Source organism: Nocardia gamkensis NBRC 108242, assembly GCF_001612985.1.
Lineage (GTDB): Bacteria > Actinomycetota > Actinomycetes > Mycobacteriales > Mycobacteriaceae > Nocardia > Nocardia gamkensis.
Genome location: NZ_BDBM01000021.1, coordinates 122,255 through 142,945, shown reverse-complemented (window position 1 = coordinate 142,945; position 20,691 = coordinate 122,255). Strand labels below are relative to the sequence as shown.

General features: G+C 69.6%; 21 protein-coding genes and 1 pseudogene. 12 read left to right on the top strand and 10 right to left on the bottom strand.

Going from position 1 to position 20,691, the window contains the following annotated elements:
• Positions 1 to 182: pseudogene (locus NG1_RS37505) on the top strand (alpha-(1-2)-phosphatidylinositol mannosyltransferase); the annotation flags it as partial.
• A 63-nt stretch (positions 183 to 245) separates the two neighbouring features.
• A complete protein-coding gene (locus NG1_RS19105) occupies positions 246 to 1,136 on the top strand; it encodes an SDR family oxidoreductase (RefSeq protein ID WP_084499026.1) in 891 nt (296 codons plus the stop codon).
• Here NG1_RS19105 and soxR read toward each other — a convergent pair.
• Entirely contained in the window at positions 1,105 to 1,593 is a 489-nt protein-coding gene (soxR, locus tag NG1_RS19100; protein WP_040869825.1) for a redox-sensitive transcriptional activator SoxR, read from the bottom strand. The two genes, NG1_RS19105 and soxR, sit on opposite strands and share 32 nt — an antisense overlap.
• 134 nt (positions 1,594 to 1,727) lie before the next feature.
• Between soxR and arcA the strand changes: the two genes are divergently transcribed.
• Both arcA and NG1_RS19090 read left to right on the top strand, forming a co-directional pair.
• Positions 1,728 to 2,984: an arginine deiminase gene (arcA, locus tag NG1_RS19095; RefSeq protein ID WP_062972632.1), complete on the top strand. Its 1,257-nt coding sequence runs from the start codon at positions 1,728 to 1,730 to the stop codon at positions 2,982 to 2,984.
• Positions 2,985 to 2,992: 8 nt separating this feature from the next.
• Positions 2,993 to 3,352, top strand: coding sequence for a GntR family transcriptional regulator (locus tag NG1_RS19090; RefSeq protein ID WP_062972691.1), 360 nt, complete (start codon positions 2,993 to 2,995; stop codon positions 3,350 to 3,352).
• Positions 3,353 to 3,356: 4 nt separating this feature from the next.
• On the opposite strand, the gene NG1_RS19085 is transcribed toward NG1_RS19090, so the two are convergent.
• Positions 3,357 to 4,982 (bottom strand): dolichyl-phosphate-mannose--protein mannosyltransferase, encoded by a 1,626-nt coding sequence (locus tag NG1_RS19085; protein WP_084499025.1) that lies wholly within the window; start codon positions 4,980 to 4,982, stop codon positions 3,357 to 3,359.
• Positions 4,983 to 5,154: 172 nt separating this feature from the next.
• Here NG1_RS19085 and rsmI point away from each other — a divergent pair, with 172 nt between their 5' ends.
• Together rsmI and NG1_RS19075 are read left to right on the top strand one after the other, a co-directional pair.
• On the top strand, positions 5,155 to 5,994 hold the full coding sequence (gene rsmI / locus NG1_RS19080) for a 16S rRNA (cytidine(1402)-2'-O)-methyltransferase (protein ID WP_281218240.1): 840 nt from the start codon (positions 5,155 to 5,157) through the stop codon (positions 5,992 to 5,994).
• A gap of 77 nt (positions 5,995 to 6,071) precedes the next feature.
• A complete protein-coding gene (locus NG1_RS19075) occupies positions 6,072 to 6,824 on the top strand; it encodes an isocitrate lyase/PEP mutase family protein (RefSeq protein WP_062972685.1) in 753 nt (250 codons plus the stop codon).
• A 69-nt stretch (positions 6,825 to 6,893) separates the two neighbouring features.
• Here NG1_RS19075 and NG1_RS19070 read toward each other — a convergent pair whose 3' ends face one another.
• Together NG1_RS19070 and metG are read right to left on the bottom strand one after the other, a co-directional pair.
• Positions 6,894 to 7,562 (bottom strand): TetR/AcrR family transcriptional regulator, encoded by a 669-nt coding sequence (locus tag NG1_RS19070; protein ID WP_062972630.1) that lies wholly within the window; start codon positions 7,560 to 7,562, stop codon positions 6,894 to 6,896.
• Positions 7,563 to 7,785: 223 nt separating this feature from the next.
• Positions 7,786 to 9,372, bottom strand: coding sequence for a methionine--tRNA ligase (gene metG / locus NG1_RS19065; protein WP_281218239.1), 1,587 nt, complete (start codon positions 9,370 to 9,372; stop codon positions 7,786 to 7,788).
• Positions 9,373 to 9,443: 71 nt separating this feature from the next.
• Here metG and NG1_RS19060 point away from each other — a divergent pair, with 71 nt between their 5' ends.
• From NG1_RS19060 to rsmA, 4 genes are all read left to right on the top strand, one after another.
• Complete coding sequence (locus NG1_RS19060) at positions 9,444 to 10,271, top strand: TatD family hydrolase (protein ID WP_062972626.1); 828 nt, start codon at positions 9,444 to 9,446, stop codon at positions 10,269 to 10,271.
• A 63-nt stretch (positions 10,272 to 10,334) separates the two neighbouring features.
• Positions 10,335 to 10,466: a hypothetical protein gene (locus NG1_RS38860; RefSeq protein ID WP_281218238.1), complete on the top strand. Its 132-nt coding sequence runs from the start codon at positions 10,335 to 10,337 to the stop codon at positions 10,464 to 10,466.
• Positions 10,467 to 10,468: 2 nt separating this feature from the next.
• Entirely contained in the window at positions 10,469 to 11,596 is a 1,128-nt protein-coding gene (locus tag NG1_RS38855) for a resuscitation-promoting factor (RefSeq protein WP_062972624.1), read from the top strand.
• A gap of 50 nt (positions 11,597 to 11,646) precedes the next feature.
• On the top strand, positions 11,647 to 12,528 hold the full coding sequence (rsmA, locus tag NG1_RS19050) for a 16S rRNA (adenine(1518)-N(6)/adenine(1519)-N(6))-dimethyltransferase RsmA (RefSeq protein WP_062972622.1): 882 nt from the start codon (positions 11,647 to 11,649) through the stop codon (positions 12,526 to 12,528).
• Between the two features lie 70 nt (positions 12,529 to 12,598).
• On the opposite strand, the gene NG1_RS19045 is transcribed toward rsmA, so the two are convergent.
• Positions 12,599 to 12,805: a heavy-metal-associated domain-containing protein gene (locus NG1_RS19045; protein ID WP_062972683.1), complete on the bottom strand. Its 207-nt coding sequence runs from the start codon at positions 12,803 to 12,805 to the stop codon at positions 12,599 to 12,601.
• A gap of 102 nt (positions 12,806 to 12,907) precedes the next feature.
• Entirely contained in the window at positions 12,908 to 14,710 is a 1,803-nt protein-coding gene (locus NG1_RS19040; RefSeq protein WP_062972620.1) for an ABC-F family ATP-binding cassette domain-containing protein, read from the bottom strand.
• 291 nt (positions 14,711 to 15,001) lie between these two features.
• Between NG1_RS19040 and NG1_RS19035 the strand changes: the two genes are divergently transcribed.
• Positions 15,002 to 15,850, top strand: a complete 849-nt coding sequence (locus NG1_RS19035) for an LLM class flavin-dependent oxidoreductase (protein WP_062972618.1) — start codon at positions 15,002 to 15,004, stop codon at positions 15,848 to 15,850.
• Positions 15,851 to 15,945: 95 nt separating this feature from the next.
• On the opposite strand, the gene NG1_RS19030 is transcribed toward NG1_RS19035, so the two are convergent.
• A complete protein-coding gene (locus NG1_RS19030; RefSeq protein ID WP_062972681.1) occupies positions 15,946 to 16,881 on the bottom strand; it encodes a 4-(cytidine 5'-diphospho)-2-C-methyl-D-erythritol kinase in 936 nt (311 codons plus the stop codon).
• A gap of 90 nt (positions 16,882 to 16,971) precedes the next feature.
• Positions 16,972 to 17,724, bottom strand: a complete 753-nt coding sequence (locus NG1_RS19025; protein ID WP_062972616.1) for an SDR family oxidoreductase — start codon at positions 17,722 to 17,724, stop codon at positions 16,972 to 16,974.
• Positions 17,725 to 17,800: 76 nt separating this feature from the next.
• Between NG1_RS19025 and NG1_RS19020 the strand changes: the two genes are divergently transcribed.
• Entirely contained in the window at positions 17,801 to 18,394 is a 594-nt protein-coding gene (locus tag NG1_RS19020; protein WP_062972614.1) for a TetR/AcrR family transcriptional regulator, read from the top strand.
• Here NG1_RS19020 and NG1_RS19015 read toward each other — a convergent pair.
• Both NG1_RS19015 and NG1_RS19010 read right to left on the bottom strand, forming a co-directional pair.
• Complete coding sequence (locus NG1_RS19015) at positions 18,391 to 19,284, bottom strand: Abi-alpha family protein (protein ID WP_062972612.1); 894 nt, start codon at positions 19,282 to 19,284, stop codon at positions 18,391 to 18,393. The two genes, NG1_RS19020 and NG1_RS19015, sit on opposite strands and share 4 nt — an antisense overlap.
• Entirely contained in the window at positions 19,275 to 20,549 is a 1,275-nt protein-coding gene (locus NG1_RS19010; RefSeq protein ID WP_245659954.1) for a DUF445 domain-containing protein, read from the bottom strand. The genes NG1_RS19015 and NG1_RS19010 overlap by 10 nt, the downstream gene beginning before the upstream one ends.
• Positions 20,550 to 20,691 lie beyond the last annotated feature (142 nt).

Sequence of the window (20,691 nt, the reverse complement as noted above, 5' to 3'; positions counted from 1 at the left end):
CCGACATCGTGACCGCCGACTGCGGCGCGGTGGCCGCCGACCATCCCTCCGCGTTCGCGGCGGCGGTCAGCGACGTGCTGGCCATGCCGCAGGCCGGTCGCCGCCGCGCCGCCCGCAGCCGCGCCGAGCAGTTCACTTGGCCGCGAGCCGTCGCGGGCATGCTCGCGGTCCTGGGGCGATAGCGGCGTCCCGGTCGGCGACAGCCCACTGGACTACCCTGCGGAGAACCGATTCGGCGATTCGAGATGGGATGCGCGGTGCTGGGTAGAGGTCGTAGGCGAGCGGGGCGAACGACGGTGCGCGATGCGAAGGTTCTGGTCACGGGTGCGGCGAGCGGCATCGGCCGGGCCACCGCGCTGGCCGCCGCCGCGGACGGCGCCGAGCTGGTGCTCACCGACATCAATGCCGAGGGCCTGGACGCCACGGCGACCGACATCCGCGCCGCGGGCGGTCGCGTCGCCCTGGCGGAAGCGCTGGACATCACCGACTACGACGCGGTGCGCGCCTTCGCCGACCGGGTGCACGCCGAACTCGGCAGTCTGGACGTCGTCATGAACATCGCGGGCACCTCGGTGTGGGGGACGGTAGAGAACCTGGAGCACAAGCACTGGCGGCGCATGGTGGAGGTCAACCTGATGGGCCCGATCCACGTCATCGAGACCTTCGTGCCGCCCATGGTGCGCGCGGGCAAGGGCGGTGCGCTGGTCAACGTGTCCTCGGCGGCGGGGCTGCTCGCGCTGCCATGGCACGCGGCCTACAGCGCGGGTAAATACGGTATTCGCGGCGTGTCGGAGGTGCTGCGTTTCGATCTGGCGCAACACGGCATCACGGTGCACTTGGTGGCGCCGGGCGCGGTGAACACGCCGCTGGTGCAGAGCGTCGAGCTGGCCGGGGTGAACAAGGAGGACCCGAAGATCAAGCGGCTCACCGCGGCTTTCGCCGAGCACGCGGTGCCGCCGGAACGGGTGGCCGCGGCGATCCTGCGCGGCATCGAACGCAATCGATTCCTGGTCTACAGCTCGTTCGACATCCGCTTCGGATATTGGTGGGCACGCAAATTCGCGTTCCCCTACGAGTTCGTGATGCGCCGCACCAGTGCGCGTTTCAGCAGGCTGCTGGCTTCGACGGGCAGTTGAGCTGTACGTCGAGCACGCGGGCGCCCGGACCCTCTGCGCCGAGCCGGTCGTGCTCGTTGACCAGGCGGCAGCTGCCCAGCGACAGGCAGCCGCAGCCGATGCAGCCGGTGAGGCTGTCGCGCAGGCGGATCAGCTGAGTGATCCGGTCGTCGAGATCGGCGCGCCAGACGGTGGACAAAGCCTCCCAGTCGCGCCGGGTGGGGGTGCGGCCCTCGGGGAGCTGATCGAGTGCGGCCCGGATCTCGCTCAGCGGTATGCCGACGCGCTGGGAGATGCGGATGAACGCCACGCGGCGCAAGGTCTCGCGGGCATATCTGCGCTGATTGCCGCTGGTACGTCTACTCGTGATGAGCCCCTCGCGTTCGTAGAAGTGCAACGCGGAGACCGCGACTCCACTACGCTCGGAAAGCTGCCCGGGGGTCAGCTCCTTCGCCCGCCAATCGGCTGCTGTCGACATGCACGCTCCTCCCAATCACCTCAACAATACTTGAGGTACGGAGGTGCCGGGACCGGATTCGGTGATCGTGGGCGATCGGCATCCGAAGCCGGGAATTCCGTGCTCTCCGGGCCTCGGCGCACTACGGTCTGATCATGGGAGCAGATGCTGTATCCGCGCGGGAGGGTGCGCGCCTGGCCGTGACGTCCGAAGTCGGCACGCTGCGTACGGTGCTGCTGCACCGGCCGGGCAACGAGCTGCGCAGGCTCACCCCGCGCAACAACGATCAGCTGCTGTTCGACGGCATCCCCTGGGTGGAGCGCGCGCAGCAGGAGCACGACGCCTTCGCCGGGGTCCTGCGCGGCCGCGGCACCGAGGTGCTGCTGTTGTCGGACCTGCTCGCCGAAACCATCGAGGTCAGCGGCGCCGCCCGCATCCAGGGCATCGCCGCCGCGGTCGACGCGCGCAGGCTCGGGCACACGCTGGCCGACGAGCTGGCCGCCTTCCTGCGCGGTGTGCCCGCCACGGAACTGGCCGAGATCCTGGTGGCCGGAATGACCTTCGACGAGTTGCCCTTCGGGCCCGATGCCACCTCGCTGGTGCGCCGCATGCACCACGGCGGCGACTTCGTCATCGATCCGCTACCCAATCTGCTGTTCACCAGGGACTCCTCGTTCTGGGTCGGTCCGCGTGTCGCGATCACCTCGCTCGCGCTGCCCGCCCGCGGCAGGGAAACCTCGCTGACCGACCTCATCTACGCTTTCCATCCCCGGTTTCTCGGGGTGCGCCGCGCCTACGAATCGCACACCGCCCCGATCGAAGGGGGCGACGTGCTGCTTCTGTCGGAGGGGGTGGTCGCGGTGGGCGTCGGGGAGCGCACCTCGCCCGCGGGTGCGGAAGCGTTGGCGCGCAGCTTGTTCGACGACGACCTCGCGCACACCGTTCTCGTGGTGCCGATCGTGCAGACCCGCGCGACCATGCACCTGGACACGGTGTGCACCATGGTCGACGCGGACGCCGTCGTGATGTATCCCGCGGTGCGGGAGTCGCTGTGCGCCTTCACGATTCGCAAGGAGGACGATTACGGCGGACGGTCCGGCAGCGGCCGGGTCGGGATCAGCGGCCCGGACCCGTTCCTGCCCGCGGCCGCCGAGGCCATGGGCATCGGCAAGCTGCGGGTGATCGATACGGGGCTGGACGGCGTCACCGCCGAACGCGAGCAGTGGGACGACGGCAACAACACCCTCGCCCTCGCTCCCGGCGTGGTGGTCGCCTACGAGCGCAACGAGATGACCAACGCCAGACTGGAGGACGCGGGCATCGAGGTGCTGCGCATCCCCGGCTCCGAATTGGGCTCCGGCCGCGGCGGACCACGCTGCCTGTCGTGCCCGCTGTCCCGAGACGACTTGTGAGCGCGGGCATGTTCACCGTCACGGTCTCCCACGAATCCGCTGTGCCGCCCTACGAGCAGCTACGCCTCGCCGTCATCGCCCAGGTGCGCTCCGGCGAGCTGACGGCCGGAACCAAGATCCCGACCGTCCGCGCCCTGGCCGCCCAGCTCGGCCTCGCGCCCAACACGGTGGCGCGCGCCTACCGTGAGCTGGAGGCCGACGGCGTGGTCGAAACCCGGGGCAGGCAAGGCTCGTTCATCGCGTCGTCCGGCGACCCCACCCGCGACGTCGCGGGCCGCGCGGCCACCGCCTACGTCGCGACAGTGCGCAGATTGGGATTGGACGACGCCACCGCCCTGCACTACGTGCAGGCGGCCTTGGAGGGGTAACCCCTCACTTCCAGCTGGGCAGCCAGAGATGGTCGTGCCAGTTGCCCGGGGTGATCGGGAGAGCGGTGAGAATCGGCCAGAGCCAGATGAAGTTGGCGATCACCAGGCCCAGGTAGAGACAGACCGCGAGCAGTCCGAGGCTGCGCCGTTCGTTCGGCGGGGCGGGTAGGTAGGTCCCGGCGGGACTGCGCGGAATGGTGCTCGGGTGCGCCGGGCCGAGCACGTCGCCGAGCGCCAGCGCCACGCCCATCACCAGGAACGGGGCCATCGGGACGGCGTAGAAGTAGTACATCTGCCGGTCGAGCGTGGCGAACCAGGGCAGCAGCGCGGCGCCGTAGCCGACCAGCACGGCGCCGTAGCGCCAGTCGCGACGGGTTACGGCGCGCCACAGCATCCAGGCCAGTACCGGACCCGCGACCCACCAGATCGCGGGCGTCCCGATCAGCATCACGGCCTTCACGCACTGGGTCTGGCCGCAACCGCTGACGCCGCTGTCGGCGTAGTAGTACAGCATCGGGCGCAGGCCCATGGGCCAGGTCCATGGTTTGGATTCCCACGGGTGATGGTTGCCCGCCGAGTTGGTCAGCTCCGTGTGGAATTCCAGCGACCTGGCGTTGAAGTACCAGAGCGAACGAAGCGCGCCCGGCACCACATGCGACCAGAATCCGCCGGTGCCGATCGGGTCGGTCGGTGCGGACGGATTGCCCGGCATGTACCGGTACACGCCCGTCTCGCTCGCGAACCAGGCCCAATAGCCGGCCAGATAGACGCCCAGGGGCACGAGGACCAGCGCGTAGAGCGCGGGCCCGATATCGCGCAGCGCGACGCCGAGCCAGGGGCGGCGCACGCCGTAGTCGCGCCGCGCCGCGAGATCGTAGTAGACGCTCAGCAGGCCGAAGGCGGCGATGAAGTAGACACCGGACCATTTGGTTCCGCAGGCCAGGCCGAGCAGCACGCCCGCGCCGAAGCGCCACCAGCGCACCCCGAGGCGCGGCCCCCAGTCCGTCACGCCGATCCGGCCGTCGGCGTCCGCGCGGGCGAACCGGGCGCGGACCTCGTCGCGGTCGACGATCAGGCAACCGAAGGCGGCGGTGACGAACAACCCCATGAAGATGTCGAGCATGCCGATGCGCGAGGACACGAAGGTGAGGCCGTCGGCGATCAGCAGGATGCCCGCGATCGCGCCGATCAGGGTGGAGCGCGCCATCCGGCGCACGATCCGGATCACCAGCAGCACCAGCACGGTTCCGGCCAGCGCGGCGGTGAAGCGCCAGCCCCAGCCGTTGTAGCCGAATATCGCCTCGCCGATCGCGATGAACTGCTTGCCGACCGGAGGATGCACCACCAGCCCGTAGCCGGGGTTGTCCTCCACCCAGCCGCCGGTGAGCATCTGCCAGGCCTGCGGGGCGTAGTGCTTCTCGTCGAACACCGGGGTGCCGGCGTCGGTCGGGTAGTTGAGCATCGTGAAGCGGGTCACCGCCGCGATCGCGGTGAGGAACGCCGTCACCAGCCAGCCGCGCAGGCGGTCGTCGGGCCCGAAGTCGGGCGGCGGCCGCAGCGGGCCCGGGCTCGACCAGGAGGGCACGGTTCCGAACCGTGCGGTCGCGCGCTGGTCGGTCACCTGGGTCACGCCCCGATCGTATGCTGTGCCGCCTCTCCGAGTATTCAGGCCGTACGCGTTGGGTGGTTTCGCCGAGACCGGAATACGCTACGAACCGATTTCGTCAGCACACGGGTAACTCGCGAATCCTTCGACACCCGACTCGGACGGCCCGACTACTCGGAGAGGCGGAACAGCGACAGTGACGACTGGCAGGCTGGTGCTCGCGGCGACACCGATGGGCGACATCGGGGATGCCTCGCAGCGCCTGCGTGAGGGACTGGCGACCGCCGACGTGGTGGCCGCCGAGGACACCCGGCGCACCAGGTCGCTGGCCAAGGCGCTGGGCGTCGAGATCTCCGGCCGGGTGGTGAGTTTCTACGACCACGTCGAGACCGCGCGGATCCCGATGCTGCTCGACGAGATCGCCGACGGGCGCACGGTGCTGCTGGTCACCGACGCGGGCATGCCGTCGGTGAGCGATCCCGGCTACCGCATGGTGGCGGCGTGCGTCGAGCGCGACCTGCCGGTGACCTGCCTGCCCGGCCCCTCGGCGGTGACCACGGCGCTCGCGTTGTCGGCCCTGCCGGTGGAACGGTTCTGCTTCGACGGATTCCCGCCGCGTAAATCCGGCCAGCGCCGGGAATGGTTGCGCACGCTGGCCGCCGAGTCACGTGCCTGCGTCTTCTTCGAGGCGCCGCACCGGCTCGCCGACTGCCTGGCCGACGCGGTCGAGATCCTCGGTCCGGACCGCCGCGCCGCCGTCTGCCGGGAGCTGACCAAGACCTACGAGGAAGTGGTGCGCGGCACCCTTGCCGAACTCGCCCAGTGGGCCGTCGACGGCGCGCGCGGCGAGATCACGGTGGTGCTGGCGGGCGCCCGGCCTTCCGCCGCCGACCCCGCGGACCTGGTCGACGCCGTCGAATCGCTGACCGCCGCGGGCGCGCGCCTCAAGGATGCCTGCGCGGAGGTCGCCGCCGTCCACGCCGTTTCCCGTCGCGAGCTCTACGACGCGGTTCTCACCGCGCGCCGCACCTCGTAGGCCGACTGCGTCCCTGTGAGGTTTCGCTCCGCCGCGGGTAGTCGACCCGAGGTGGTGCGGCGGGCATGATCATCGGTATGACTTCTCTGGAGAGCAAGGCCACGACGTTCCTCGGATTGCACGTGCCGGGGGACCCCGGAGTCTTCCCCACGGTGTGGGATGCCTGGTCCGCGAAAGTCGCCGTGGCGGCGGGCTTTCCGGCCTTGACGGTCGGCAGTCACCCGCTGGCCGACTCGATCGGCCGCGAGGACGGGGAGAAGATGACGTTCGACGAGTCGATGACCCGGGTACGGCAGATCACGGCGGCGGTGGACGTTCCGGTGTCGGTCGACATCGAGTCGGGATACGGGCAGGAGCCCGCCCGGCTGGTCGACGGGCTGCTGGAAGCGGGTGCGATCGGGCTCAACATCGAGGACACGGTGCACAGCGAGGGCAAGCGGCTGCGCGCGGCGAAGGAGCACGCCGACCTCGTGCACGGCCTGCGCGAGGCCGCCGACGCGGCGGGTGTGCACCTGGTGATCAACGCGCGCACCGATCTGTTCCTGCGTCAGGACGGCGAGGCTTCCGATCGCGTCGACCGCGCCATCGAGCGACTGAAGCTGGCCGCCGAGGCGGGCGCGGATGTGCTGTTCCCGGTGGGCCGCCACGCCGAGGCCGACATGCGCCGTCTGACCGGTGAACTGCCGCTGCCGATCAGCGCCACCGTCGCGCCGGATCAGGCCGACAAGGCCGCCCTCGCCGATCAGGGCGTCGCACGGATCACCTTCGGCCCGTTCTTGCAGGCCGTGCTGACCAAGGAGATCGAGACCTTGCTCGGCCGCTGGAAGTGAGACCCGCGGCCGGTACGGGGTGGGGTACCGGCCGCGCAGGGTGAAAGGCCCGCACGGCAGTCGCGGTATTCAGGACGGAACCGCCAGCCCCAGGGCGGTCATGACGAACTCGACGAACAGCGGCGCCAGATCCGGCACCCGCGCGGGTCCGTCGGAGACGATCACCCGCCGTGTCCGTTCGCCGATCGCGTCCGGGATCAGGGCGATCAGCCCGTCGGAGAGTTCCGGCAGCGCCGGGTCCGCCGCGCGCGCCTGGTCGTAGAACACCCGATACAGCTGGGCGAACCGGTCGACGGCCAGGTCGCGGTAGCCCACGGCGTCCTGGTTCACCTTGAACGACTCCACCAGCACCAGCCGGGCGAAATCCGGCTCGGTGGCGACGGTCCGGCAGAAGGTGACCACGATGGATTCGATCTTCGCGTAGGCGTCGGCGTCCGGCGGCAACTGGGCGAGTTCGTCCGCGATCCGGGTCGCCATGATGTCGACCCCGGTGTGCACCGCCTCGGCGAAGCACTCCTCTTTGTTGGCGAAATGGTCGTAGAAGGTGGTGCGCGAAACCCTGGCTCTGGCAACGATGTCGGTGAGCGTGGTGGCCGGGTAGCCCTTGCTGTCCACGGATTCCACCATCGCCTCGACCAGCCTGCCGCGTTGCGACGTGAGCACGGCCTCGCGTGCCGCCCGATGCCGCTCGGCGAAACCGGACCGGTGAACGGATGCCGTCGCGTGCTGCTGGCCCATGTGTGCCCTCTCTGTGCCGGAACCGATCCCGAACGGAACGTCGTCGTACCGATCGCACACGGTCCGGGGTGTCGCCAGGCCGCGAACCGGTGTTTCATTATCCGACAACGCATTCCACGGTGGGAAGGCAGGTGGATCCACCCGTGGGCATGCTGCCGCGCAACAGGGCGAAAGTGTTGTGCGCCTTATCGTTCCGGCCCGCCGCGACGCTGGGCCGCGGCGATCAGTCCTTCGGTTCGACGTACTTGGGGAACACCGGTTCCGGCGCGGGCAGCGTCAGCCCGGGCTCGATCGGGGTCGCGATATCGGCGAACGTCCGGCTCTGTTGCCCCAGTTGGTCGAGGATGCGGCTCGCCGACCCCGGCAGTACCGGCTGCACCAGGATCGCGACGATGCGCAGCACTTCCAGCGTCACGTACAACACGGTGGCCTCGCGGGCGAGATCCTCCGGCGTACCGGACTTCGCCAGCGCCCACGGCGCCTGCGCGGAGAAGTACCGGTTGGTCTCGCCCAGGGTCAGCCAGATCGCCTCCAGCGCGAGATGCATCTGCTGCGCGTCGAACTCGGCCCGGCAGCGCTCCAGCAGACCGCCCGCCAGATCCAGCAGCGCGCGGTCGTCATCGGTGAACTCGCCGGGGGTGGGCACCACACCGCCGCAGTCCCGTGCGACCAGCTTGGTGCTGCGCTGCACCAGATTGCCGAACTCGTTGGCGAGGTCGCTGTTGATCCGGCCCACGATGGCCTCGTGGCTGTAGCTGCCGTCCTGGCCGTAGGAGATCTCGCGCAACAGGAAGAAGCGCACCGCGTCCAAGCCGTAGTTCTCGACCAGTTCCAGCGGGTCGACCACGTTGCCGACCGACTTGGACATCTTCTCGCCCTTGTTGTACAGGAACCCGTGCACGAACACGCGTTTGGGCAGCTCGATACCGGCCGACATCAGGAACGCGGGCCAGTACACCGTGTGGAACCGCGTGATGTCCTTGCCGATGATGTGCACATCGGCGGGCCAGAACTTGCCGAAGGCGGCGGAGGAGGTGTCGGGGAATCCGACGCCGGTGATGTAGTTCGTCAGCGCGTCCACCCATACGTACATGACGTGGTCGGGGTGGCCGGGCACCGGCACACCCCAGTCGAAGGTGGTGCGTGAGATGGAGAGGTCCTTCAGACCGGCCTTGACGTAGCTGACGATCTCGTTGCGCCGGGTGGCGGGCGCGATGAATTCCGGGTGCTCCTCGTAGAGCGCCAGCAGCTTGTCCTGGTAGGCCGACAGCCGGAAGAAGTAGTTCGACTCCTCGGTCCAGGTGACCGGCGTCTTGGACTCGGTCGAGATGCGGGTGCCGTCGTCCAGCACCGTGGTCTCCTCGTCGGTGTAGAACGCCTCGTCGCGCACCGAGTACCAGCCCGAGTAGTTGCCCAGGTAGATGTCGCCGTTGGCCAGCATCCGCTCCCAGATGGCCGCGCTGGCCACCTGGTGATCGTCGTCGGTGGTGCGGATGAACCGGTCGAAGGAGATGTCGAGCGTCTTGTCCATCGCCTCGAACACGTCGGAGTTGCGCGCCGCGAGCTCTTCCACCGGGAGGCCCTCGACGGCCGCTGCCTGCTGCATCTTCTGGCCGTGCTCGTCGGTGCCGGTCATGAAGAACACGTCGTAACCGTCGAGGCGCTTGAAGCGGGCGATGGCGTCGGCCGAGATGTACTCGTACGCGTGCCCGATGTGCGGCGCGCCGTTCGGGTAGGCGATGGCCGTGGTGATGTAGAAGGCGGGGCGGTCAGCTTCGCTCATGGTGTGTCTACTGTAATGCGCGTGCATTCTTTCGCTCGCGTGAATATGCCCTGCGCCGACGCGCGGGTCCCCGCGTCCGCGCCGCGCGGTGGCCGCCGATGAGCGCAGCACGTCCCGCGCCGGAGCTGCCCGAGCCGCTGGCGCCGATCGTGGACGCGCACACCCACCTGGACGCCTGCGGAGCGACCGACGCGGCGTCCACCACCGCGATCGTCGACCGCGCCGCCTCGGTCGGCGTCGGCCGCGTGGTCACCGTCGCCGACGACCTGGCCGCCGCGCAGTGGGCGGTGCGGGCCGCGCACTGGGACGATCGCGTGTACGCCGCCGTCGCGCTGCATCCGACCAGGGCGAACGCACTCGACGACGACGCCAAGGCCGAGCTGGAGCGCTTGGCCGACGACCCGCGGGTGGTCGCCGTCGGCGAGACCGGTCTCGATTACTACTGGCCGGGCAAGCTGGACGGCTGCGCCGACATCGAGACGCAGATCGACGGTTTCCGCTGGCACATCGACCTGGCCAAGCGGGTCCGCAAGCCGCTCATGATCCACAACCGTGAGGCCGATCACGACCTGCTGACCGTGCTGCTGGACGAGGGCCCGCCGGACCGGGTGATCTTCCACTGCTTCTCCTCGGACACGAACATGGCGCTGTCCTGCGTGGCCGAGGGCTACATCCTCAGCTTCTCGGGGACGGTGAGCTTCAAGAACGCGCACGAATTGCGGGAAGCGGCCAAGGTGGTGCCCGACGACCAGATCCTGGTCGAGACGGACGCGCCGTATCTGACCCCGCATCCGTTCCGCGGAGCGCCGAACGAGCCGTATTGCCTGCCGTACACCGTGCGGGCGCTGGCCGAAGTGCGTGGCCAGGATCCCCTGGAACTGGCGAAGATCACCACGGACAACGCGCGGCGCGTCTACCGGCTCTGAGCGCCGTGCCCGCAGACCCGCGGGCGCTCACGGATGCCCGGAATGCATCGGTGTATGCGAAATGTGTCCTATGTCACTTTCGATGTTCCGTTTCGTGATTTACCTGCGGGGTCGATATTTGATCGTGATATTGAAAAGGCGCTGTTCCTGAGCTTGCTGTTGTCCGGGCTCGCGCCCCTCGTTATCGTGCTGTGACCATGTCCCCCTTCACGCGGATCAACCAGTCGCGTTCGCCACTGCTGCACATCGCGGTCGGCGCGCTGCTGCTGACGCTGATCATCGGCGCCGGCCTCGCGATCATGAATCGCAAGACGGTGACCGTCGTCGTGGACGGCGAGAAGCTCTTCCAGACCACCATGTCGCGCGACGTGCGCGGTGTGCTGAAGGCCGCGGGCTTCGCCGTGACCGATCGGGACAAGGTGGCGCCCGCCCTGGCCGCGCACATCGGCGACGGCGCGACCATCACGCTCAACCGCGCCCGCGAGGTGGATCTGTCCGTCGACGGGATGACGCAGCGGGTCTGGACCACCGGCGTGACCGCGGGGGAGGCGCTCGAGCAGTTGAAGATCTCGAAAGAGGTGTACGTCTCGCCCGCCCGCGACGAGCGGCTCCCGTTGCAGGGCGCCACGCTCATGATCGCGACCCCGCGCGTGGTCTCGCTGGTCGACGGCATCGGTAACCCGGTGGACGTTCGCGCCGCCGCCCCCACCGTCGGCAAATTCCTCGAGGTGGCGGGCATCCCGCTGATCGAGCAGGATTCCGTCGAACCGGCCGCGTCCACTCCGGTGACGAACGGCTTGCGCGTCACCGTGACGCGCAAGCGGGTCGAACAGCACACCGAGACGCTGCCGCTGGACCCGCCGGAGAACGTCATCGAAGACCCGACCATGAACATGAGCCGCACGGTGGTCGAGTCCCCCGGCGCTCCCGGCGTCCAGGACGTCACGTTCGCGGTCACCATGGTCAACGGCCAGGAAGTGGACCGTCAGGCGGTCGGTTCCACGGTGACCGTGGCGGCGCAGCCGAAGACCGTCCGCAAGGGCGCCAAGCCGGGCACCGAGGTGCCGCCGGTGCGCGACGGCGCGATCTGGGACGCGCTGGCCCGCTGCGAGTCGACCGGAAACTGGTCGATCAACACCGGCAACGGCTACTACGGCGGCGTGCAGTTCGACCAGGGCACCTGGGAGCGGCAGGGCGGGCTGCGGTACGCCCCCCGCGCCGACATGGCCACCAGGGAAGAGCAGATCGCCATCGCCGAGATCACCCGCCAGCGGCAGGGCTGGGGCGCGTGGCCCGCCTGCACCGGCCGGCTCGGTATCAGCTGACGCTCCACCGGACGCCGGTGGCCTCGTGGCGCGGTTGATAGATTCTCGAGGTGTCCGAACCTGAAATCTCCGCTCGTGGAAGTGCGGCGCTGCTCGGGCCCGCCGAAGTGCGGGTGCTCGCCGAGCGGCTGGGGGTGCGGCCGACCAAGCAACTCGGGCAGAACTTCGTGCACGACGCGAACACGGTGCGGCGGATCGTCGCGGCCGCCGGGGTAGGGCGCGGGGACGTGGTGCTCGAGGTCGGGCCCGGTCTCGGTTCGCTGACCCTCGCGCTGCTGGACGTGGTGGACTCGGTGGTCGCGGTCGAAATCGATCCCGTGCTTGCGCGCCACCTTCCGATGACGGTCGCGGACCGGGCGCCGGATCTGGCGGCGCGGTTGTCGGTGGTCGAGGCGGACGCGCTGCGCGTCAGCGCCACGGATCTGCCCGTAGCGCCGACCGCGCTGGTGGCCAATCTCCCGTACAACGTGGCAGTGCCCGTGCTGCTGCATTTACTCGCCGAATTGCCCGGCATCGCAGTCGCTTTGGTGATGGTGCAGGCGGAAGTGGCCGATCGGCTCGCCGCCGATCCCGGCAATCGCACCTACGGCGTGCCCAGTGTGAAAGCGGGCTTCTTCGGGACGGTCCGGCGTGCGGGGGCGGTGGGCACCCAGGTGTTCTGGCCGGTTCCGCGAGTCGAGTCGGGGCTGGTCCGGATCGACCGCTACGCCCAGCCCCCGTGGCCGATGGACGCCGAGCATCGCCGCCGCGTCTTCGCGGTCGTCGACGCCGCGTTCGCGCAGCGCCGCAAGACCCTCCGCGCCGCGCTCGCCGGCTGGGCGGGCTCGCCCGCCGAAGCCGAACGCCGCCTGCTCGCCGCGGGCATCGCCCCCACCGCCCGCGGCGAAACCCTGGACACCGCCGCCTTCGTCCGCCTGGCGGCCCAGGCGTAGCACTGCGCACAAGGCAGTGGCTCCCCGTACCGGCGTCGGCCGGAGCGAGGAGCCACGCGAACGGTCCGGATCAGACGGCGACTTCGTAGCCCGCTTCGTCCACCGCGGCGACGATGTCGGCGTCGGCGATCGGCGCGGTGCTGTCGACGCGGACGGCGCCGCTGGCGAGATCCACATCCACGCCGGTCACGCCGTCGATCTTGCCGATCTCGGTCTTGACGGAGCTGACGCAGTGCCCGCAGGTCATCCCCGTGACGGTGTAGGTGGTGGTGGGCATGTCCGACTCCTTCGCATCCAAATTCTCATACGGCCGGGGGGTACCTCGACCACCTCCGAAAGATACCCCCTACGGGTATGGGTCCGCAAGGGTGCCGCGAACTCACACGCCGTCGGCCAGTTCCAGCCAGCGCTCCTCGGCCGTCTCCTTCTCCGCGAGCACCTGCTCGAGTTCCGCGCCCAAGGTGACCAGCTTGTCCGGCTCGGTGGCCGCGTCGGCGAGCGCCCAGTGCAAGCGCTGCTCGCGTTCGGAGAGCTTGTCGATGGCGCGTTCCAGCCGGGTGAGTTCCTTGCGGGCCGCGCGGTAGGTGGCGGAGTCGGTGGCCGGTGCGTCGGCGGGCTTGGCCTCCGGCGCGGCGGCGCGGCTCCGGCTCGCCGTGAGGGCCGCGCGCCTGGTGAGGTACTCCTCGATGCCGCCGGGCAGGTTCGTGAGCCTGCCGTCACCGAACAGCGCCCAGGTCGAGTCGCAGATCCGCTCGATGAGATATCGGTCGTGGCTGATCACGACCAGCGTGCCCGCCCAGTTGTCGAGCAGGTCCTCCAGCTGTTGCAGGGTGTCGATGTCCAGGTCGTTGGTGGGCTCGTCGAGCAGCAGCACGTTCGGCTCGGACATCAGGATGCGGGTCAGTTGCAGGCGCCGCCGCTCGCCGCCGGACAGGTCGCCGACCGGGGTGCGCTGGCGGGCGGGGGTGAAGCCGAGCCGCTCGGCCAGCTGACCGGCGGAGACCTCCTTGTCGCCCAGCATGATTCGCTGTGCGACCTGCTGCACCGCCTCCAGCACCCGCAGGCCGGTCGGCAGGTCGTCGAGTTCCTGGCGCAACCAGCCGATCTGGACGGTCTGGCCCTGGACGCGCTTGCCCCCGGCCCAGATCGTGCCGGTGTCTCCGGCCAGAGCGCGCAGCAACGTCGTCTTGCCCGAGCCGTTGACGCCGACCAGGCCGACGCGCTCGCCCGGCGCCAGCCGCCAGGTCAGGTCCCGCACCAGCTCCCGGCCGTCCGGGGTGGTGAGCGTGGCGTCTTCCAGTTCGACGACGACGCGGCCGAGGCGTTTCCGCGCGAAGGCCGCCAGCGAGACGCTGTCGCGCGGCGGCGGCACGTCGGCGATCAGGGCCTCGGCGGCCTCGACCCGATAGCGCGGCTTGGAGGTGCGCGCCTGCGGGCCGCGCCGCAGCCAGGCCAATTCCTTGCGGGCCAGATTGCGCCGCCGGGCCTCGGACGCGTCCGCCTGACGGGCGCGCTCGGCGCGGGCGAAGATCCAATCGCCGTAGCCGCCCTCGTAGCTCTCGACCTTGCCGCCGACCACTTCCCAGGTGTTGGTGGCGACGGTGTCGAGGAACCAGCGGTCGTGGGTCACCACGACGAGCGCGCTGCGGCGGCCGAGCAGATGCGCGGCCAGCCACTGCACGCCCTCCACGTCCAGGTGGTTGGTCGGCTCGTCGAGTACCAGCAGGTCGAGTTCGCGCACCAGCGCGGCGGCGAGCGCGACCCGGCGGCGCTCGCCGCCGGAGAGATTGTCCACCGAGGTGTCCAAGCCGAGATCGGCGATGCCGATGCCTTCCATCACCGAGCGGATGCGCGGATCGGCGGCCCACTCGTGTTCGGCGACCTCGTCGGTCATGGCGTCGTCGGCCAGCCCGGCCAGCACCACCGAACCGACCGTCGCCCCCGGGGGCAGCACGCCGCGCTGGGTCACCACCGCGATGCGCAGGCCGCCCAGCCGGCTGACCCGGCCGCTGTCCGGTTCCTCGATACCGGTGAGCACCTCGAGCAGGGTGGTCTTGCCGCCGCCGTTGAGGCCGACGACTCCGATCCGTTCGCCCGCGTGCACGCCGAGCGAGACGTTGTCCAGCAGCGGCTTGATCCCGAAGCTCTTGTGGACCTGTTCGAGATTGATCAGGTTGGACATGGATCCTTCCGTGTCTTGCGGGGGCGGTCCGATGAGACCTGCTTATCGCGGTCGTGGGCCCCGGGCCAGCGTACCGACCCGGGCGGGGAGTCCGTTCGCCCGGCGAGCAGCGGGAGAGCTTGCGGGACGAACGATGTTCGTTTAGATTGATCGGCGAACGAACACTGTTCGTTCCATGCAACCGATCCGGCGTTCCCCAGAAGTACAGCCGCAGAGTGGGACGCCCACCTCGCCTCGAGGTGTCGGCGGGCGGCACCCGTCCCATTCCGCATCGCTTCCCTGGAGGAATTCATGCACGTCGGCCTCGGCCTGCCCATTTCCGATCCCGCCGCCCTGCTCGACTGGGCCCGGCGCGCCGACGCGGGCCCGTTCCGCACTCTCGGCCTGCTCGACCGGCTGGTCTACGACAACCCCGAACCGCTGATCGCGCTGGCCACGCTCGCCGGCGCGACCAGCCGCGTCAAGGTGCAGACCGAAGTGCTGCTCGCGCCGCTGCGCGATCCGGTGCTGCTCGCCAAGCAGGCCGCCACGCTCGACCGGATGACCGGCGGACGGCTGGTGCTCGGCCTCGGCGTCGGCGGCCGCGCCGACGACCACCTCGCCTCGGGCACCGACCTGCGCACCCGCGGCCGCCGCCTCGACGAGCAACTCGCGCTCCTGCGCCGCCTGTGGGCGGGGGAGGCCTACAGCGACGAGTGCGGGCCGATCGGCCCCGCGCCGCTGCGCCCGGAAGGGCCCGAGATCCTGTTCGGCGGCTTCCAGCCCGCCGCGCTCGAACGCGTCGGGCGGTGGGGCGGCGGATTCCTCGCCGCCGCGCCGCCCTCCTGGGCGGGCAACCTCTTCGACACCGTGCGCCGTTCCTGGACCGACCACGGCCGCTCGGGTGAGCCGAGGATCGTCGCCCAGGTCAACGTGGCTCTCGGCCCGGATCACGTCATCGAGGACGCCCGCGCGTCGATGGGCGCCTACTACGCGTTCAGCGATTACGCCGAGGGCTTCGTCGCCGGAATGCTCACCACGCCCGCGCAGATCCGCGCCACCATCGCCGAATTCGGCGATCTGGGCGCGGACGAGGTGATGTTCTACTGCTACGGGCGCGATGCCGATCAGGTCGATCGGCTCGCCGACGCGCTGCCCTGAGCAACGCGCCTTCGTGCCGCGGCGGAGGACTGGACGCTTCCGTCCTCGCGTCGCTGCCGGTCGGGCGCCTTCGTCCGTCGGAGAGGCGCTGCCGGTCAGTGCTTCCCCGACGGGTCGGCGCTGAGAATGCGCGCGCCCGGCACGGGTCCGCCGGCCGTCCGCACGCTGCGGCAGACGCCCGCGCCCGCGAGTTCGGCGGCCACCGAGATCGCCGATTCCTCGCTCTCGCACAGGAACGCGCACGTGGGCCCGGAGCCGGACACCAGCCCGGCCAGCGCGCCCGCCGTAACGCCCGCCCGCAGCGTGCGGCGCAGTTCCGGCTTCAGCGACACCGCCGCCGCCTGGAGGTCGTTGCCGAGCAAGGGTGCGAGCTGGTGCGCGTCGCCGGAGGCCAGCGCTTGCATCAACTGCTGCGGTTCGCCGACCCGAGGCGGGTCGCCGTGCTCGCGCAACCGGTCGAGTTCGGCGAAGACCGCGGGCGTGGACAGGCCGCCTTTGGCGAAGGCGAGCACCCAGTGAAAGGTATTGCGCGACAGCACCGGCAGCAGGCGCTCCCCGCGGCCGGTGCCGAGCGCGGTGCCGCCGTGCAGGGCGAACGGCACATCGCTGCCGAGTTCGGCCGCCACCGCGCTCAGTTCCTCCCTGGACAGTCCCAGGTCCCACAGCTCGTTCAGCCCGACCAGCGCGGCGGCGGCGTCGGCGCTCCCGCCCGCCATGCCCCCGGCTACCGGAATGCCTTTGGCGATGGCGATTTCCACCAGGGGGGCGCGGCCGCCGAGGTGCGCGAGCCGGACGGCCGCCTTCCAGACCAGGTTCGTCCGGTCGGTCGGCACGTCCGCGGCGCCCTCTCCGGTGACCCGGACGGCCAGCGAACCCGAGGGGGAGATCTCCAGATCGTCGCTCAGGGACAGCGCTTGGAACACCGTGGTCAGGTCGTGGTACCCGTCGGCACGCAGGTCGCCCACTCCGAGATGGAGGTTCACCTTCGACGGCGCCCGCACGGTGACGGGACTCGGCACAACTGACAGCACGGTGCTCAAGCCTAATGGGAGCGGCCGGGCGATGCCGTTCCGTAGCGGGCGTCGCGAAAAGGAACCGGGGGCGGGGCAATCCCCCGGCCGTTACAGCAGGCCGCCGCCGGTGGCGTCGATCCACTGCCCGGTCACCCAGCGCGCCTCGTCGGAGGCGAGAAACCCGACCACGTCGGCCACGTCGGCGGGCTGCCCCACTCGATTCAGCGGGGACATCGCCGCCACCGCCGCCTGGGTTTCGGCGTTGCGCAGCCAGTTCGCGTTCATGTCGGTGTCGATGATGCCCGGGGCCACCGCGTTCACGGTGATGCCGCGGGCCCCGACCTCCTTGGCGAGCACGCTGGTGAAACTGTCGATCGCGCCCTTGGTCATGGTGTAGGCGATCAGCTGCGGCATGTACGCGCCGTGGGTCAGGCCGGTGGAGATGTTGACGATCCGTCCGCCCGGCCGCAACCGATCCAGGCCGAGACGGGTGATGAAGAAGGGCGCCTTGGCGTTGATCGCGAAGACCCGGTCGAACGCCGCCTCGTCGGTCCCGGCGATCGGCTCCCGGATGCCGTCGGTGCCCGCGTTGTTCACCAGGATGTCCAGGCCCTCGGCGTGCGCGTCGAAGGCAGCCCACAGCGCCTCGGCGTCACCGGGCACGCCCAGTTCGGCGCGAATCGCGAATGCCGCGCCGCCCGATGCCTCGATCGCGGCCACGGTCGCCTTCGCGGCCTGCTCGTCGCTGTTGTAGTGCACCGCCACCCGTGCGCCGTCGCGGGCCAGTTTTTCGGCTATCGCCCGGCCGATGCCCCGGCTGCTTCCGGTCACCAGTGCGGTCTTGCCCGTCAGTGCGCCCATCACGGGCTCCTTTCTCTAGCGGTCGCTACAGAAAGAAAGGTAGCACATTCTCTAGTGACCGCTATAAAATTGCGGCATGAGTACCACGACCCGCGGGCGGCCCCGATCCTTCGACCGGGACGTCGCGCTGGAGAAGGCCATGCGGCTGTTCTGGGAACGCGGGTACGAGGCCACGTCGATCGGAGACCTCACGGCGGCGATGGGAATCGGTGCGCCCAGCCTGTACGCGGCGTTCGGGGACAAGAAGACGTTGTTCGCCGAGGTCGTCGCGAAATTCGGCGCGCGTTACGGCGGATTCGTCACGCGGGCGCTCGCCGAGGAGGGCACCGCCGACGCGGCGGTCCGGCGCATCCTGCGCGAGGCGGCGGTGGAGTACACCCGGCCGGAGTGCCCGCACGGCTGTCTGGTGATCAGCGCGGGCGTCAACACCACGAGCGCCGAGATCGCCGATTTCCTGCGCGACATGCGCAACCGGAACATCGACGCGTTCGCCGCGCGCATCCAGGCCGACATCGACGCGGGCGTCCTGTCGCCGAACCTGGACGCGCGCACGCTGGCCCGCTATGTCGGCACGGTGATGCAGGGAATGTCCCAGGCGGCGCGGGACGGCGCGAGCCGGGCCGAATTGCAGCGGGTGGCCGAGCTGGCGCTGCGCGGGTGGGAACCCTAGTGCCCCGAGGCGCGTCCGTCCTGCACCACCACGGGCAGGCAGGTGCGCACGAAATCCGCGCCGAAGTCGGTGAGCACCACGCTGCGGTAGATCACCTTGGTGCCGAAGCCGGACCGCTTCAGCATCTCCCGCACCGGTGACTGCGCCTCCAGCAGCTGATACCGGTTCGGATTGCCGACCGGCTCGCGCGCGTGCTCGACCAAGCCCAGTCTGCGCAGGTTGGTCAGGTACTGCTGGATCCGGTTGGGAAAGCGCAGGCCGGCGTGCTCGCCGATCAGGGTGAGCATCGAGCCGAGGCGTTCGGAGCCGAGCGCGCGCGGGCGTCCGGTGCGGATGTCGATCGAGGGCTGCGGCCCGTCCAGGTGCAGAAAACGCAGGATGCGCGCCTCGTCGGGGGTCAGCTCGGCGAGCATGCCCGCGAAGGCCGGATGGTTGTCGTCCTCGCCGTGCGGGCTCGCCGACAACCGCAGCAGCGCGGCGCCTTGCTCGCGCAGCGTCGGCACGGCGTCCTGCGCGGACGGTTGCGCGGCGGCGGACAGACCGAGCGCTTTGCGCATCGCGTCACGGACTTCGGACTCCGCCTCGGCCAGCACTTCTCGCGGCGGCGCTCCCTCGATGCTGCGCCGCACGACGGTCGAGGTGACGTCGACCGCGGTGCCGACTCCCCAGGAGGTCACCCCGGTGACGGCGGTCCACGCGACCCGTGCGACGCCCGTCGCGGCACGCACGGTGGCCACGGGAACCGTGACCCGTCTCGGTAATTCGTCGGTGTGAGCGATGTCCGAAGCCGGCCGTCGGGCGATCTCCTGCGATGGCCCGGCATTCGCCGCCGTCGCGTCGAGGTGCTCGACGGCCTCGAGATCGCCGTCGTCCGGACTCGCTACAGCCATGATGTCGCCACTCCCGTTCCGAAGATCAGGATATGAGCGTATCCGGCGAAGAGCCCCAGCACGCCGCCATGGACGAAAAGGAGCCATTCATCCTGTTTGATGGCCGCGCGAAGCATGTCGACGAAGTCCGGCGGCGACAACATCGCCATCTGCCTGGCGATGTATTCGTTGATCTGCCTGCCCTGGCGGACATTGAACTCCGGGTCCGCGAACGCGATCGGCGCGATGGACATGGCTTCGTTGGTGAAGGTCGATTGCAGCGAGTCGTATTCGCGGCTGCCGAGCATGAACTTGACCGCAGGACGCGCGGGGCCGAGCGCGCGGTCGGCGGCCGGGCGCAGCGTGTCCTCCAGCATCTGCATGGTGCGATCCGAACGCGGGCCGTTGAGCAACTCGTCGCCGATATTCGCCACGGTGATCACCTGGCTGGAAACCAATTCCGCGTATCCGTCGGTGATTTCGCCCTTGCGTTTGATCAGCAGGCCCTGCCGCCACGGGACCCACCACTTCGGATATGCGGGCGCGAAGATCATATTGATGCCGATCCAGTTGACCACCCAGCCGATGATCACACCGCCGATCGGCAGCACGACCAGGCTGGACCAGCCGCTCAGATGCAGGACGGCGACCAGCAGCACGCCCATCGGCGCGCCGAAGTAGAAACCGAAGTTCTGCATGAATCGCAGTTCCTTCGCGCCGAGCACTTGGAACAGCGTGTTGAGCAGATGCGGCCGGGCCTGGAAGTAGCGGATCACCATCTGCTTCACATCGAGCAGCTGATCGATATTCGCGCCCAATTCCTCGGTCAGCTCACGCAGGATCTCCGGCAGCTGCTGGCGTACCCTGGCATGCACCATGTCGCGCACCTGGGCGGGCAGGTTGTACCAGAGCTGCGGATGTTCGCGGCGCAGGATGTCCTCGACGATGTCCTTGATCTGCGCGTCGGCGATGCTGGTGAGATGCTCGGCCAGCTTGTCCGGCTCGAGCTCCCGGTAGAAGTCGGCTACGCTGCCCAGTTTGGCCAGGCCCTTGTCGACCGCGATGCTCGCCATCTTGTCGGCGCGCGACGGGACGATGCCCTGCCACCCGAACCGGCCGTCATAGCTGAGCAGCGGGAGGACCTGAATTCGCTTGGGCAGGAATGGATACAGCGCGCGCAGGCCGGGAACTCGGACCCCGTGGAAGGCGACCGGCTTGAACAGCATGAGCACGCCGGTCCAGTTGGTGATGTAGCCGATCACGCCGGTGAAAAGCGGTATGGTCACGAGCTCGAGGAGGATCGTGGGGTGGATTCCGAATACGCTCTCTAACACGACACCCTCCTGCCGATACACCGGTGCTCGCCGCCTCACCGGCACCCAAAACTAGCACCCCCTCCTCGAAGAAACCCTATTGCGCGCCGCGTGC